This window comes from Latilactobacillus sakei subsp. sakei DSM 20017 = JCM 1157, from assembly GCF_002370355.1.
Taxonomy (GTDB): domain Bacteria; phylum Bacillota; class Bacilli; order Lactobacillales; family Lactobacillaceae; genus Latilactobacillus; species Latilactobacillus sakei.
Genome location: NZ_AP017929.1, coordinates 1,187,696 through 1,204,417 on the forward strand (window position 1 = coordinate 1,187,696; position 16,722 = coordinate 1,204,417).

The window sequence follows — 16,722 nt, forward strand, 5'->3', positions numbered from 1 at the left end:
TTGTCTCAACGCCTTTTTTTGATTAATGAATAATTTTACTTTTGGCTGCTTCTTTATGGAGTTTTTCGAAGAAAGGATTAATCCGATCTTTTAAGAAGAGGCCGATGAAGAAGAAGACAACTGCGTAAATCGCTAGAATAATGAAATTATGCCAGAGATTTGGTGCGTAGATGCCCCCGGTTGGTTCCCGCAATAAGTTAACGCCGTAAGTAAATGGTAATAACGGGTTAATGAATTGGAAGAACTTATCGGATAAGACAACCGGGAAGTTCCCGCCCCCACCAGAGATGGAGAGCACGAGGATAATCATCGCCAATCCTTTACCGACATTACCGAACATCGCGGCTAAGACGTAAACAATCGTCATAAAGACGGTGCTGAGGAAGACGGCTAGTAGTAAGAGTGCTACTGGACTAACGATATAAGCCTTAATCAGGAAGATATTCCCAAGTGCGACAAAGACCGCTTGGGCGACCCCGATGACAATGTAGGTCAACCAACGGGCGATAAATTGTTGTTTCTTGCTGTAACGTTCTTTTTCCTTATCGTCTAACGAGAAGTTCGTGAGGACGATGTTACTGAGCAAGAGGGCACCAACCCAAAGACAAAGGGCGGTATAGAACGGTGCACTCGCTGAGCCGTAAGTTTTAATTGGATAGATATGTTTCTCTTGTAACTTAACCGGTTCGGCTAAGAAATTACTTTCCTTAGTAGCGTCACGGCGAAGTAGTTTGATCAAGTCTTTCAAATCAACTGTCTTTTGTTGCTTGCGAATTGCTTCTGCGCCTTTTTGAATCCCACTTCTCAAGAATGGCCAGTCATTATGAATTAAATCAGTGGCATCATTTAATGCTTTTTCAAGGAGTGGAAATTTAGCGTTGGCCATTGCTAGCGTGGTTGTTAAATCATTTTCGATACCGGGTAAATCGTTATTGATGAAGCCGGTTGCGAGTTGCAATTTATTTTTCAACGTTGGGTAATCGTTTTGATAGAGATCAGAAGCAGTGTTCAAACCGCTGACGATGGTTCCCATATTGCCATTTAAGAGGGTATTGGCATCGTGGATCTCTTGTTTTAGCGCTGGAATTTGCTTTTGATATTTTTCGAGGTAATCGATAGCTGTTTTTAATGTTTTTTGCGTATTTGTTAATAGTGATGGTAATTTTGGTAGCACAGCGGTGTTGATTTGATTTAAAACAGCATCGCCTTGCGTAATCATCGTTTCGAATTTAGCAAGGACGCTCTTAACGTTCGCACCGATACCGGCATTTTGAACTTGGCTCACGGTATTTTGAACTTGTTTAGCAAAAGCGATGATTGGTGTTAGTTGATTTTGAATATCCGTTAAAGAGAGATCATCATAATGGGCGAGCACGTTATCAATCTTAGTTTTTAATTGACCAAGATGGGTTGCAGCGGCGTTGAGCTTTTGAATTGGATCATCTAAGAGATGTGATTCAGGCTTGCCGGCTGCGACTGCTGATTCATTATAAGCATCTTGTAAACTTTGCAAGGTATTCGCCAATTGCGTGTTGTTAGCTTGTAACGTTGCGGTATGGGCTGATAATTGCTCGAGGTTGGTCTTCAAGGCAGCCTTCAATTCTTGATTATCAGGATCGTTTTTAGCTTGTTCTAATAGTTTATTAACGGCATTTAAGTCATTATCGATATTTTTCGCTAATTGATCAGTAATCGTTAAGCCTTGATCAACAGAACTTTGAATGACAGGTAAGGTCGTTTTGAGTTTTGGAATCAGGTCATTTTTAACCTGACTAGAAACTTGCTGCGCGGATTTACCAAAGGTAATGATTTCTGGGAGGACGGTTTGAGTCTTATTAAGAACGGTCAAACCAGTTTTGGCTTCGGAAATACCATTGGTTAAGGTATTGGCAATCCCGTCAAAATCACTATCAAGGGTTGCCACCTGTTTACCGGCACTTTGAATTTCTGGAATCTTCCCTTGAACCTTAACAGCTAAGGCACCCGCGGATTCAACTTCTGGGAGGTACTGATTGACGCCGACGACTTTCTTAGCCATTTTATTCGCTTCGGGTAAGAAGTTTACGAAGTCATTGGCTTGTGTTAATTTAGCCTGCATCTCAGGAATTTTCTTTTGCAGTGCGACGACCTGATCCGTATATTGGTTAATCTCCGGAATCTGTTGGTCTGTTTTGAGAATCATACTTGAGAAACGGTTAATGACGGGCAGATTTTCATCGAGTTTAAAGCCAGCCTTATTGAGAGAGGACATGAGGGTTTTAGCAACCGTCTGGACAAATTCCTCTGAAATGGTTGATTGAAGCGTTGTCGCGCCCGCACTAGTAATTTTAGGGGCAATGGCGTTAATCTTGTCATTGGATGAATAAATAATCGTTGGTTTTTGAATTTTACCGTCGACAAAGCTAATTAAGTCCTTAGAAAAGTTCTTGGGAACGTAAATACCGGCATAATATTTACCAGTTTTAACGCCTTCGTCCAATTGCTTTTTACTGCTTGTAAACTGCCAACCAAGTTTATCGTTCTTTTTCAATTGGTCGATTAATTCATCACCAATTGCGACTTTCTTTTTAGCGACAGTCACGCTTTGATCTGCTGAATAAACAGCGACTTTTAAATCTTGTGTCTTACTGTAAGGATCCCACAAAGCCCAGATATTAAACCATGCGTAGAGGGATGGGATGATAATTAGGGCGAGAATTAGTAAGAATGCGATTGGGCTTTTGAGAATCCGCCGCCAATCCAAGCGGAAGAGTTCGAATGTCTTTTTCATAGAGGACTCCTTTGAAAATAAAAGTTATTTAGTTAGTTTAGCACATTTAATAGGATACTTGGAGCTTATCATGATGATTTGAAAAAATATTTAATATTATTTTAAATAGTCACTCCCAGCAATTTTTGGTACAATCAGTGTTGAGTAACTAAACTGGAGGAGTCATTTTGTTTACAAATAAAAAGAAACAGCAAAAATTCAACTTGATCCGGAAAATATCCCCAACCATATTGCCATTATTATGGATGGTAACGGTCGCTGGGCTAACAAACGGTTAATGCCGAGAGTTGCTGGCCATAAAGCAGGGATGGAAAATGTGAAGACAATTACTAAAGCCGCTAGTCGGATGGGTGTTAAGGTTCTCACGTTATACGCTTTTTCAACAGAAAATTGGAAGCGTCCTAGTGATGAAGTTAATTTTTTGATGCAATTGCCCGTCGATTTCTTCGGCACGTTCATGCCAGAATTAATTGAAGAAAACGTGCGTGTGAAAGTCATGGGTAACATCCATGACTTACCTGAAAAAACGCAAAAAGCAGCGCAAGATGCGATGGCTGATACGGCGCAAAATACAGGGATGATTTTAAACTTCGCATTGAACTACGGTGGTCGCGATGAAATTCAACAGGCTGTCCAACAGATTGCCAAAGATGCCGTAAGTGGTACAATTGAGGCTGATTCGATTGATGATGACTTGATTAGTCAATATTTGATGACGGGCTTCTTAGGGGAGTATGCGGATCCTGAATTATTGATTCGGACCAGTGGGGAAGAACGCATCTCGAACTTTTTACTTTGGCAAATCGCTTATAGTGAATTAGTCTTCGTTGATGAATTCTGGCCAGATTTTACACCGCAAGTTTTTGAAAAATCAATTTTTACTTATCAACAACGTCACCGGCGCTTTGGCGGCTTAAAATAGACGTTTATTTATTAGGAGGCAGTTCAGTTTATGAAACAACGAGTGATTACAGCAGTCGTTGCGTTGATTATCTTTATCCCAATTTTAATTAGTGGGGGCATTTTCATTGATATCGCCGCAGCCGTATTAGCATTAGTCGCATTATCAGAAGTCTTTATTATGCGCAAACGGATTATCGTTTCACCAGATGCCATGGTGGCCGGTTTAGCCGTATTAAGTTTGGCATTACCAGCGGGAGCGTTTGACTGGTTGCCAGATGGTGTTTCACAATTTGATTTATTCTATCTATTCGTCGCAATCTTATTAGCCATCACGGTCTTCACGAAGAACCGTGTAAACTTCGATGATATGGGTGTCACAACTTTAGCCAGCCTGTATATTGGACTTGGCTTCCACTACTTAGCCGGTGCTCGTAATTTGGGCGGTTTCGATACAGTGATGTACATCTTATTGGTTATTTGGATGACAGATATTGGTGCTTATATGTTTGGTCGTGCATTTGGTAAGAATAAATTGTGGCCAGCAATTAGCCCTAATAAAACATGGGAAGGCTCAATTGGCGGGACTTTATTAGCCGTTGCCGTTGCAGCAGTTTACTTATACTTCTTCCCACAAATTTACTCATTGCCAATCATGTTAGGCTTAACCTTAATCTTCTCAATCTGTGGTCAATTAGGGGACTTGGTTGAATCAGCATACAAACGCTATTATGGCGTTAAAGATTCAGGTAAAATCCTACCAGGTCACGGCGGTATCTTAGATCGCTTTGACAGTATGTTGTTTGTACTACCATTACTACATTTGTTTGGCATCATTTAGCATGAATGACCCGTTTTTAAAGCTATCATTCAAATCAGAGTGTTTTTCCATCCGTTCATTATCACTAACTCGATCCTCTGCGATCAAGCTGTGAAAAGGGGCGCATGCAAAAGCACTCTTTTTTCTTTTCATTTCGTGATATAATAAGACAGTTCACTATAAAATCAGAATCTGAATGACGGTATTGAAAAAGGAGGTCGGATACATTGGCTGCAATTATTGCGTTTATCATCATCTTTGGTATTTTAGTAGTCGTTCATGAATTTGGGCATTTTTACATGGCTAAGCGCTCAGGCATTTTGGTGCGAGAGTTTTCTGTCGGCATGGGACCTAAATTATTTGCAACTCGCAAAAACGGCACAACTTACACCATCCGGTGGTTACCATTAGGTGGTTACGTTCGAATGGCGGGAATGGCCGACGATGAATCTGAAATTGAAGCTGGCACACAAGCGACTTTAATTTTAGACGAACAAGGACGCGTTCAACAGATTAATACAAGTGACAAGGTCACCACGTTAAACGGGGTACCTTTCCAAATTGCTAAAACAGATTTACAAAAGGAATTGTGGGTCGAAGGTTATGAAGGCGGCGACGAGTCAGAAATGAAACGTTATCCCGTCTTACATGATGCGACGATTATCGAAGCGGACGGAACGGAAGTGCAAATCGCACCCGTGGATGTCCAATTCCAATCAGCAACGTTGATTAATCGGATGTTAACGAACTTTGCCGGACCATTTAATAACTTCATCCTCGCAATTCTAGCCTTTATCCTCTTCGCTTTTCTAAGCGGGGGTGTGCCACAGCAATCCAATCAAATTGGCACGGTACAAAAGAATTCGGCTGCTCAAAGGGCAGGCTTAAAAGCCAACGATCGTCTTTTGAAGGTTGATAACAAAAAAGTAGCGAGCTTCACTGACTTTAGTGCGATAATTTCAGAACACCCTAACGAAACTGTTGCGGTGCGCGTTCAACGGGGCGCAACTGAAAAGACAATCAAGGTGACTCCCAAGGCTGTCAAAGTGGCTAACCAAAAAGAAAAGGTTGGTCAAGTAGGGGTCACACAAAAAGTCAAAATGGATCATAGCCTAAAGGCCAAGATTTCTTACGGCTTTACACAAGCTTGGTCAATTGCCAGTCAGATTTTCAAGATCCTCGGGTCATTTTTAACCGGTGGGTTCTCACTAGATAAATTATCGGGGCCGGTCGGTATGTATTCAATGACGACCCAATTTACCCAACAAGGCTTTAATGCGTTAGTTTATTTCTTGGCGTTCTTATCACTTAATTTGGGGATTATGAATCTAATTCCGATTCCGGCGTTAGATGGTGGTAAGTTAGTCTTGAACATTATTGAAGCGATTCGTCGCAAACCAATTTCACCTGAAAAAGAAGGCATCGTGACATTAATCGGTGTCGGTATTATGGTGTTATTAATGGTCTTAGTCACGTGGAATGATATACAACGATTTTTCTTTTAGAATATTTTTGGAGGCGTAACAATTTATGAAACAATCAAAATTATTTATCCCAACCCTCAAGGAAGTGCCTAATTCGGCTGAAGCTAAAAGTCACCGAATGATGCTTCGTGCGGGTTACATTCACCAAGTCTCAGCTGGTGTTTATAGCTACTTACCTTTAGCTTATCGCGTATTGGAAAACATCCAAGCGATTATCAAGGATGAAATGAGCAAGATCGACGCAGTACAAATGCAAATGCCTGGTATTTTACCAGCTGAATTATGGGAAGAATCAGGTCGTTATGCAACTTATGGCCCTAACTTATTCAAATTCAAAGATCGTCATTCACGAGATTTTATCCTCGGACCAACACATGAAGAAACATTTGCCGATTTAGTGCGCAATAACATTAAGTCATACAAGAAGTTACCATTAACGTTATATCAAATCCAAACGAAGTATCGTGACGAAGATCGTCCTCGTTATGGTTTACTCCGTGGCCGTGAATTCATCATGCAAGATGCTTATTCATTTTCTGCTAATGAAGCAGATTTGGATACAACTTTCCAACAAATGCGCCAAGCTTACACGAACATTTTCGAACGTTGCGGTTTAGATTTCCGCGCAATCGTTGGGGATGCCGGCGCTATGGGTGGTAAGGATTCAATGGAATTTTCTGCGATTGCTGAAATCGGGGAAGATACGATTGTTTACTCTGATCAAAGTGACTACGCTGCTAACTTAGAAATGGCAACGGGGGTTCGTCCTGGTCAAAGTTCAACCGATGTTCAATTAGAAATGGAAAAAGTGGCAACTGGCGATGCACATTCTATCGAAAAAGTAGCAGCACGCTTAGAAGTACCCGCTCAAAAGATTATTAAGAGTGTGCTTTTCATTGCTGATGAAAAACCAGTCTTAGTGCTTGTACGCGGTGACTATGAAGTCAACGATGTTAAGTTGAAGAACTTCTTAGATGCTGACTTCTTAGACCTAGCAACTGCTGAACAAGTTCAAGCAACGATGAACGCCCCAATGGGTTCAATCGGACCAGTTAATGCACCGGAAGATGTTCAAATCGTTGCTGATTACAGTGTTGAAGCACTTGTTAACGCCGTAGTAGGTGCTAACGAAGCTGATCATCACTTCCTGAACGTCAACAGCAAGCGCGATTTCAACGTCGCAGACTATGCTGACTTACGTTTTGTTCAAGAAGGCGAAACAGCCCCAGACGGTGAAGGTAAATTACAATTCACTAAAGGGATCGAAATTGGTCATATCTTCAAATTAGGGACTCGTTACACTGAACAATTCGGTGCAACATTCTTAGACGAAAATGGCCGTGCTAAACCAATCATCATGGGTTCATACGGAATTGGTGTTAGTCGTCTATTATCAGCAATCACAGAACAACAAGCTGACGAAAATGGTTTGGTTTGGCCAAGTGCCATCGCCCCATACGACTTACACGTTGTCCCAGTGAACGTTAAAGATGATGCACAAGTTGAATTGGCTGAACAAATCGAAGGCTTGTTAGAAGAAGCTGGTTATTCAGTCTTAGTCGACGATCGTAAAGAACGTGCTGGCGTTAAGTTTGCCGATAGCGATTTGATTGGGTTACCAATCCGAATCACAGTGGGTAAGAAAGCTGCCGAAGAAATCGTCGAAGTTAAATTACGTAAAACAGGCGAAACATTAGAAGTGAAGAAGGATGAATTAATCAATTCCCTCAGCATTTTGTTAGCCTCAGAAAAATAAAGATGAACTGACATTAGTCGAGCCTGGGATGAAACTTGCTTTTGTCTCAGACTCGTTTTTTGTCACTGAGTAAGCTTTAAAAAGGGTCAAAAGTAGCAAGATTGCACGTTTATGGGCAATTGTTACTTTTCGGCCTCTTTTTAATTCAGCGTATCACTAGAAGGAGGCCCTTTTGTGGCATTAGATCAAACCGCATTGTTTCAAAAATTATTAGAACAGATTGCTTTACCTGCGGATGTCGCGCACTATCCCGGCTTTAAAACGGGGCAGGTCGAACAAGTGATTGTCCACGAAACGTCAAAACGGTGGACCTTTAAATTACACTTCGATAACGTGTTACCCTTTGCGGTTTACACAGCGTTTGAAGAACATTTAGAAGCGGCTTTTCAAGCGATTGCGGCCGTTTCAATTGAAATCAGTACCGATGCTAAAGAACTTGATGGTGGTGTTTTAGCCGCTTATTGGGAATATGTCGTCAATCACAGTGGGATTCAATCGTCACTCTTGCATGAATTATGTGCCAAGGAGACGCCCTATATTGAAGGACGCAAAGTCTTGTTGGTTGTTGAAAATGACATTGTTAAAACCTTTTTCATCAATCAAGCGCAAACGACGATTCAAGCCGGCTATAAACGCCTGGGCTTCCCCAACTTTGCGATTCAACCATTAATCGACGAATCAGCTTCTCAAAAATCAATTGAAGATTTCCAAGCAAAACGGGCGGTGCAAGATGCTGAACGTGCGCAAGCAGCTGCCGAAGCGATTAAGAAAAACGAAGCGCTCAAAGAAAAACGCAAAACAGAAGGCAAGCCAGTTGATGGCCCAATCGTGATGGGTCGTGGCATTAATCCAGCTGAACCAGTTCGTCAGATGATTAGTATCACTGAAGAGGAACGTTCAATCGTGATTGAAGGCTTTATCTTTGATAAAGAAGTCCGGGTACTCCGTTCTGGCCGCCAATTATTAATCTTGAAGATGACTGATTACTCATCCTCATTTACGGTCAAGAAGTTCTCAAGAGATGCTAGCGATGAAAGTTTATTCGCCGCAATTGATAAAGGCATGTGGTTTAAGGTTCGCGGGAGTGTCCAAGAAGATAACTTCATGCGTGATTTAACGGTTAACGCCAATGATTTAGTTGAAGTTAGTCATCCTAAACGTGAAGATACAGCGACTGAAGGTAAGCGAATCGAAATGCATTTGCATACCAATATGTCTCAAATGGACGCGACCAACCCAATCGGCGATTACGTCAAACAAGCCGCTAAGTGGGGCCAACCTGCGATTGCCGTGACCGATCACTATAATCTCCAAGCCTTTCCGGATGCTTATGCCGCTGGGAAGAAAAATGGCGTCAAGATTTTATACGGCGTCGAAGTCAACCTGGTCAACGATGGCACGCCAGTCGTTTATAATTTGCGCGACCAAGTTCTAGAATCAGCTGAATACGTAATTTTTGATGTGGAAACGACTGGTTTGTCAGCCGTTTATGATTCAATTATCGAATTGGCTGCGGTCAAAATGCGCGATGGTGAAGTCGTCGCCTCGTTCGATGAATTTATCGATCCAGAGCGACCACTATCAGCCTTCACAACGCAATTGACCAGTATCACCAACGAAATGGTCCACGGTGCCAAGAAGGAAGCTGAAGTCTTGGCAATGTTCAAGGAATTTACTGGCGATGCCGTTTTAGCCGGTCATAACGTTAGTTTCGATATGGGCTTCTTGAACGCGGGTTATGAACGGAACGATATTGACCTGATCGATAACCCAGTCATTGATACCTTGGAATTATCGCGGATGTTGCATCCTGAATACAAGAATCATAAGTTGGATTCATTGACCAAGCGCTACAAGATCAACCTAGAACACCATCATCGGGCTAATGCCGATGCTGAATCAACTGGTTATTTATTGTATAAGTTGGAAAAAGAAGCCGCTGAAAATTACGATATGGTAAACGTCAATCAACTAAATGATCGCGTCGGGGTCGGCGAGTTTTACAAACAAGCCCGTCCAGCGCATGCGGTCTTAATGGCGCAAACCCAAGCTGGTTTGAAGAATTTATTCAAATTGGTTTCAGCCTCAATGACTGAATACTATTACCGGACACCGCGCTTGCCTAAGAGTAAACTCGATGCTTTGCGCGAAGGAATTTTAGTCGGTTCAGCCTGCAGTAATGGCGAAGTCTTTGAAGCAATGATGCAAAAAGGGTATAACGAAGCGCTCGATCGTGCTAAATACTACGATTATATCGAAGTGATGCCCAAAGCGGTTTACGCGCCATTATTGGAACGTGAATTGGTGCGCGACAATCAGGCACTTGAAGAAATCATTCGCAACTTAGTTAAAGTTGGCGAAAAACTCAACAAACCAGTTGTCGCAACTGGCGATGCACATTATTTGAATCCAGAAGACGCGATTTATCGGAAGATTCTGATTCACTCAATGGGCGGGGCCAACCCCTTGAACCGTTCGAAGTTACCAGATGTTCATTTCCGCTCAACTGATGAAATGCTGACGGCCTTTGACTTCCTAGGGCCAGAATTAGCGCAAGAATTAGTCGTAGCCAATCCACAAAAGATTGCCGATCAAATCGACGAAATTGTACCGGTTAAAGATAAACTTTACACGCCTAAGATGGCCGGCGCCGAAGACGAAATTCAAACCTTAACGATGAACCGTGCGCACGAATTGTACGGAGCTGAGTTACCTGAAATCGTCGAAGCCCGCTTGAAAAAAGAATTGAAGAGTATTATCGGGAATGGGTTCTCCGTTATTTACCTGATTTCCCAAAAATTAGTTTATAAGAGTGGCAAGGATGGGTACTTGGTTGGTTCTCGGGGCTCTGTCGGTTCGAGTTTAGTCGCAACCATGACCGGGATCACCGAAGTTAACCCGTTACCACCGCATTATCGGTGTTCTAACTGTCACTACTCCGAATTCTTTACCAAAGGGGAAGTTGGTTCGGGTTACGATTTAGCGGACAAAGATTGCCCTGAATGTGGCACGCCACTTGATAAGGACGGCCATGATATTCCGTTCGAAACTTTCCTTGGCTTCCATGGGGATAAGGTGCCGGATATTGATTTGAACTTCTCCGGTGATTATCAACCAGTCGCCCATAACTATACGAAGGTCTTGTTCGGTGAAAATAACGTGTTCCGGGCCGGGACAATCGGGACGGTCGCTGATAAAACGGCGTACGGTTATGTTAAAGCCTATGAACGTGATACGGAACAAACTTTCCGCGGGGCTGAAGTCGATCGGTTGGCAAAAGGCTCGACCGGTGTTAAACGGACAACTGGCCAACATCCAGCTGGGATTATCGTTGTGCCTGATTACATGGATATCTATGATTTCACACCAATCCAATTCCCAGCCGATGATCAAGATGCCGCTTGGAAGACCACCCATTTTGATTTCCATTCGATCCATGATAATATCTTGAAGCTCGATATCCTGGGTCATGATGATCCCACGATGATTCGGATGCTCCAAGATCTCTCTGGGATTGATCCTAAATCAATCCCAACCGATGATCCGGGTGTGATGGCCTTGTTCTCCGGAACTGATTCACTCGGCGTGACGCCTGAACAGATTAATTCGAAGATGGGGACCTTGGGTGTGCCAGAATTCGGAACGCGATTTGTCCGCGGAATGTTGGAAGAAACGCACCCCACAACCTTCTCAGAACTACTCCAAATTTCTGGTCTTTCTCATGGGACCGACGTGTGGTTGGGTAACGCCGAAGAATTGATTAATAAAGGCGTTGTCACCCTGAAAGACGTTATCGGTTGTCGTGATAATATCATGATGGATTTAATTCACTGGGGAATGGACGATAGTATGTCCTTCAACATTATGGAACGTGTTCGTAAAGGCAAAGGGATTCCGGATGATTGGCAACAAGCCATGCGCGATAATGAAAACGTGCCGGATTGGTATATTGATTCTTGTCTCAAGATTAAATATATGTTCCCGAAAGCCCATGCGACCGCCTATATTTTGATGGCGCTTCGGATTGCCTATTTCAAAGTGTACTTCCCCATTATTTATTACTGTGCTTACTTCAGTGTGCGGGCCAGTGACTTCGACCTCGTGGCGATGGCCCAAGGTGAAGAAGGCGTCAAGGCGCGTATGAAGGAAATCACGGATAAAGGGATGGAAGCCAGCACGAAAGAAAAGAACTTGTTAACCGTGCTTGAAATCGCCAATGAATGTTTGAAACGGGGCATCACGATTAAGATGGTCGACATCGAAAAATCAGATTCATCTGATTTCTTGATCCAAGACGACCATACCTTACTCGCACCATTCCGCGCCGTCCCAAGTCTGGGCGATAACGTTGCTAAACAAATCGTCTCCGCCCGCGAAGAAAAACCTTTCTTATCTAAAGAAGACTTATCTAACCGTGGGAAAGTATCGAAAACATTGATTGAATATTTAACAGAAAATAACGTCTTAAATGATTTACCAGATGAAAATCAATTATCGTTGTTTGATATGATGTAAGAAAAAAACTTAATGTTATGCAGAATTTTTCTGCATAACATTAAGTTTTTTTAATGGCTAGTTAAGGTTTGGTACCTCTTGAACTAAGATGCTGTTGTTTTTCGAATAATAAGTAGATAGATATGAAGTGAAAGCTAAATGTTGATGCAATTTAATATATCAAAATACGAAGAATAATAAAAAGTTTAAGAAATACAACCATCAAATTCACCAATTATTGTTATTTCGATGGATTAACTATGGTAGAATAATTTATATGAGGTGAATGTTGTGATATTAGAAACTTATTTAAAGAATAACAATAAAAATTTACATCAGATGCATTTAATAACTAAAATTCCCGAAACAACTATCAGAAATATAAATAGAAGAAATATTGATAAATGGAATATTGAATACTTTGAAGCAGTTTCAAAGACAGTTGGGAAAAATCGAGTTAAAGTTATTGAAGAGCTTGAAGAATTGACTCAAATAAATTTGAAGAGAGTTACACCTTTTTCATTAAATGGTCAGTATAATTTAGAAAACCGCCGTTATATTGGAAATAAAAATAAATTACTTAGTTGGATTTCCGAGTTAATTGAGGAGCATACAGTCGGTGATTCTTTTTTTGATGTATTTGCTGGAACTGGGGTTGTTACAAAAAAACTTCTGCCGAAATATAATAGAATTATATTAAATGATTTTCTTTTTTCTAATAATATAATATTTAAAGCTTTTTTTGGGACTCAAGATTATAATATTCATAAAATATTAACTTGCAAAGATCAATTTCAGAGTATTAATACAAACACAATTGATGATGATTATTTCGTTGATAACTATGGTGAGAAGTTTTTTAGTAAACATGATGCAAGAGTAATAGGTGAGATTAGGACTAGAATACATGATGATTCTAGTTTGAATGAACGAGAAAAGGCAATTTTAATAGCTTCACTAATTTATTCTGCTGATAAAATTGCAAATACGGTAGGTCATTATGATGCTTATCGTAAAAAAGTTGATATAAAAGATAGATTCGTGTTTAATTTGATAAATCCTCTAGATATTGAAGAAAAAAAAGTAGAGATTTATCAGGAAGATTCAAATCAATTAGTTAGAAAAATTAAAGCGGATGTAGCTTTTGTAGACCCACCCTATAATTCAAGACAATATTCTAGGTTTTATCACGTGCTTGAAGGGATTGCCAAGTGGGATAAACCCAATTTACAAGGAGTTGCAATGAAACCTCCTATGGAAAATATGAGTGAGTATTCTAAAGTAAGTGCACCATGTGTATTTGACGATCTTATTTCGAACTTAGATGTTAATTATATAGTTGTAACGTACAATAATACCTATAATTCTAAAAGTAGCAGTTCAAAAAATAAGATTACGCATGAGCAGATACTTAATTCCTTGAATAAAGTCGGACGGACAACTAACTATGAGATGCCCTTTCCCTTTTTTAATGCAGGAAAAACAAATTTAAAAAATCATAAAGAGTTTGTATTTATTACGGAGGTTGGAAAATAATGCAAACAGCTCTTTTTTTTACAGATAAATATGAAATTGATAAGAATTTAAAAAAGAAAGCTATGCGGTCACCTTTATTTTATGTTGGGGATAAATACAAATTAATGCCCCAACTAAAGGAGTTATTTCCTAAGAATATAGAAACGTACTATGATGTTTTTTGTGGTGGAGGAAGTGCATCTATTAATGTTGATGCTAAAAGCTTTGTAATGAACGATGTTGATTCAAAGGTAATTGCATTGCATCAACATCTACAAGAGAATTCGATTAATATTGACGCGTTCATAAAGAGAATGTATGGTTTGATTGAAGGGTACGAACTAAGCCATTCTGAATATGGCAATAATTCTGAAATTGAAGCGTTAAAGAAGGTTTATAATAAAACCTATTTTGCAAAGTATAATAAAAAGTCTTACTTAAATTTGAGAGAAGATTACAATGCCAATCAGTATAATATCGATCTGTTATATTTATTGTTGATTTACGGATTTAATCACATGATTCGTTTTAATAAGCAAGGAAAATTTAATTTGCCTGTTGGAAATGTAGATTGGAATAGAAATGTCTCTAACGCACTAGTGAATTATTCCAAATGGTTTAACACCAATAATGTTCGGTTATCACCTGGGATGGATTTTGAATCGTTTGTTGAGTCACAAAAAATTAAAGCTGGGGATTTTTTATATTTCGATCCCCCCTACCTGATTACATTCAGTGATTATAATAAGCTCTGGGGTGAGACTGAAGAAAAAAGATTGTATCGACTGTTGGATCGTCTCTCTGAGAAAGGAATATTTTGGGGACTATCAAATATGCTCTATCATAAAGAAAAGCAAAATAACATTTTACTAAAGTGGGCTCAAAAGTATAATGTATATCGAATTGAGAGTAACTATATTTCTAGATTTGACAACACTGTAAAAAGTAGTAGTAAAGAAATTTACGTTACTAATTATTAAATTATTGGAGGAATAGACATGAGTGAAAGAAGGAAGCCAATTTCATTCGATACAACGTTACGGAATCCAAGCAGGATTCCGCAATTTATTTCAATTCTCAGTAAATTTGAAGGAAAAGTAATCAATGATCAAGTCGCATTAGAATTAGAAGGTGAAATAATTCGCTGGAAGATATTTGAACCAACCAAAAAAACATTGGGTAAGTATGTAAAATCATATAATAAAAAATTCAATTTTAAGGCTGCCGATCAATCAATAGGTGCAAGCGAAAAAGTAGATAAGTATTATCGAAGATGGGACGAGAGTGAGCCAGGTAAAGCAAAACTAACTGAGATTATATATCTACTTCAAAATACAATGACAGCTCATAAAGATGCCGGATGGAATGGAGGCTGGGAATCTAGACTGGGTACTCAGTTTAATTTTTTAAATGAACTAGGTTTTGTTCAGGTAGTAAAAGACGGGAAAGTCCAAATTTCTCCTAATGGAAAATTGATGATCACTGAATATGAGAATGGCTATCCACTAAAAGAAAACCACGACGAAAGTTTTGAACAGTCAGCTTTTCTAAATGCTTTTTCTAAATATCAAATCAATAATCCTTATCGAAAGAACACTATAAAAGTAAATTTTTTTCCTTTAGTACTCAATGTTATCAAATATTTGGATGAGAAGTATAATCGGCCAGGTGTTTCAAGACAAGATATACCTTTTATTATTGCTTGGGGGAATAATGATTTTGCAAGTTTAGCCGAGTACATACATTCTTTCAGAGAGAAATTTAAATATAATACTACTGATGAAAGAGTTTATGATTATGCAATGAACATAATGGATGATTCTACACCGAGTGATGTTATCGCAGAAGCGAGCTCGGAATTTATTATTTCTAAAAAAAGAGATTATAAGTTTGAGAAGATAACTGGAGAAACACCTGATGAGGTTATACGTAAACTTAGATTAACAATGTTAATTTCACTCAGAGGAGCAGGCCGTTTTATTGACATTAATAGAAATGAGCGAAAAAAAATTAATTATGTGCTTAATAACTATGCAACAAATATAGATTTTGATGAGGATAAATCCGAATACTTTGAATATATGGGGGAAATTGATAATGAATTACGGTTTAGCCAGTACATTGACGAAACCGAGGAGGCAAAAGATGCTAAAGAGAAAGCAATCGAAAGTTGGTCTTCAAAAAAAGATTGGGATTTTCTGAAGGTTGAAATGATGAACAGTATTGAGAAGCAGCCTTCTACTGATTTAATTCTAAAATATGTAAAAGAAACTGTGCGATTGGAGTTTCTGTCTGCTATCGTCCTCAAGAAAGCTCTTCCGAAAATAAAAGTTATTGCAAATTATAAGGCAGACGACCAAGGTATCCCATTTAATACTGCAGGTGGAGGAAATGGTAGTAAAAGCGGTGCAGATATTGATATTTTCGAAGATGAGATTCATGCAATTGTAGAACCAACGATTTCTAGAGCAAGAAGTTTTCAAGTAGAACATGAAATACCGTCGATAAGAAATCACGTAAGGACTACAGCAAATAAAGACTTTAAAGAAAAAAAGAAATTTAATAATTGGTTTTCTTTATTCATAGCTTCCAATATCTCGCGAGATGTTGGAGACCAAGTGGCATTAATTAAAAGTTTGAATAACATTGATATATTTCCATGGGATATAGAAGATTTTGTCGAATATTCCAAGAATATAAATTCTATTGAAGATTACAAGGTTATTCGTGAATATGTGAAACCACAGACTATGCCTGGTCAGTAAGAAAACTAAGTAAGTTGGTACGGATAAGCGAGCGCTTTTTGTATATATTTAGAAAGTCAATTGAATTTTATTTAGTTTTAATTTTTAAAAATACCGATAGTAACCATTAACCGCCGTCCATTGTATTTTCATGAAAATTATGTTATATTGTTATCAGTAATTAGATACTTCAGAGCGAGTGAGCAGAAATGCTCACTCTTTTTATTGGAGCACATCTA

General features: G+C 39.4%; 9 protein-coding genes. 8 read left to right on the forward strand and 1 reads right to left on the reverse strand.

Translation table 11 applies throughout. The annotated features are described in order from the left end of the window. Positions 1–22 precede the first annotated feature (22 nt). Positions 23–2,770, reverse strand: a complete 2,748-nt coding sequence (locus LEUCM_RS05980) for a YhgE/Pip domain-containing protein (protein ID WP_025016412.1) — start codon at positions 2,768–2,770, stop codon at positions 23–25. A gap of 196 nt (positions 2,771–2,966) precedes the next feature. On the opposite strand from LEUCM_RS05980, the gene uppS reads away from it, so the two are divergent. The 8 genes from uppS to LEUCM_RS06020 all read left to right on the forward strand — a co-directional run bounded on the left by uppS (position 2,967) and on the right by LEUCM_RS06020 (position 16,504). Next, the gene (gene uppS, locus LEUCM_RS05985) at positions 2,967–3,692 is read left to right on the forward strand and encodes an undecaprenyl pyrophosphate synthase (RefSeq protein WP_096695395.1); all 726 of its coding nucleotides are present in this window, start codon (positions 2,967–2,969) and stop codon (positions 3,690–3,692) included. A gap of 30 nt (positions 3,693–3,722) precedes the next feature. Further along, the gene (locus LEUCM_RS05990; protein ID WP_016265347.1) at positions 3,723–4,511 is read left to right on the forward strand and encodes a phosphatidate cytidylyltransferase; all 789 of its coding nucleotides are present in this window, start codon (positions 3,723–3,725) and stop codon (positions 4,509–4,511) included. A 206-nt stretch (positions 4,512–4,717) separates the two neighbouring features. Continuing rightward, complete coding sequence (rseP, locus tag LEUCM_RS05995; RefSeq protein WP_025016413.1) at positions 4,718–5,995, forward strand: RIP metalloprotease RseP; 1,278 nt, start codon at positions 4,718–4,720, stop codon at positions 5,993–5,995. 25 nt (positions 5,996–6,020) lie between these two features. Further along, positions 6,021–7,730, forward strand: coding sequence for a proline--tRNA ligase (locus LEUCM_RS06000; RefSeq protein ID WP_025016414.1), 1,710 nt, complete (start codon positions 6,021–6,023; stop codon positions 7,728–7,730). A 174-nt stretch (positions 7,731–7,904) separates the two neighbouring features. Continuing rightward, the gene (locus LEUCM_RS06005) at positions 7,905–12,245 is read left to right on the forward strand and encodes a PolC-type DNA polymerase III (protein ID WP_056936421.1); all 4,341 of its coding nucleotides are present in this window, start codon (positions 7,905–7,907) and stop codon (positions 12,243–12,245) included. Between the two features lie 270 nt (positions 12,246–12,515). After that, positions 12,516–13,760 carry a DNA adenine methylase gene (locus LEUCM_RS06010; RefSeq protein ID WP_197703321.1) on the forward strand — a complete coding sequence of 415 codons (1,245 nt, stop codon included), beginning with the start codon at positions 12,516–12,518 and terminating at the stop codon, positions 13,758–13,760. Continuing rightward, complete coding sequence (locus LEUCM_RS06015; protein WP_025016341.1) at positions 13,760–14,719, forward strand: Dam family site-specific DNA-(adenine-N6)-methyltransferase; 960 nt, start codon at positions 13,760–13,762, stop codon at positions 14,717–14,719. The genes LEUCM_RS06010 and LEUCM_RS06015 overlap by 1 nt, the downstream gene beginning before the upstream one ends. A gap of 18 nt (positions 14,720–14,737) precedes the next feature. Beyond that, positions 14,738–16,504 carry an AlwI family type II restriction endonuclease gene (locus tag LEUCM_RS06020; protein WP_025016342.1) on the forward strand — a complete coding sequence of 589 codons (1,767 nt, stop codon included), beginning with the start codon at positions 14,738–14,740 and terminating at the stop codon, positions 16,502–16,504. Positions 16,505–16,722 lie beyond the last annotated feature (218 nt).

What these genes read in the sequence shown, in the direction of transcription:
- LEUCM_RS05980 (WP_025016412.1), bottom strand. Translation starts at nt 2,770, where the DNA reads ATGAAAAAGACATTCGAACTCTTCCGCTTGGATTGGCGGCGGATTCTC.
- LEUCM_RS05990 (WP_016265347.1), top strand. Translation starts at nt 3,723, where the DNA reads ATGAAACAACGAGTGATTACAGCAGTCGTTGCGTTGATTATCTTTATC.
- LEUCM_RS06000 (WP_025016414.1), top strand. Translation starts at nt 6,021, where the DNA reads ATGAAACAATCAAAATTATTTATCCCAACCCTCAAGGAAGTGCCTAAT.
- LEUCM_RS06015 (WP_025016341.1), top strand. Translation starts at nt 13,760, where the DNA reads ATGCAAACAGCTCTTTTTTTTACAGATAAATATGAAATTGATAAGAAT.
- LEUCM_RS06020 (WP_025016342.1), top strand. Translation starts at nt 14,738, where the DNA reads ATGAGTGAAAGAAGGAAGCCAATTTCATTCGATACAACGTTACGGAAT.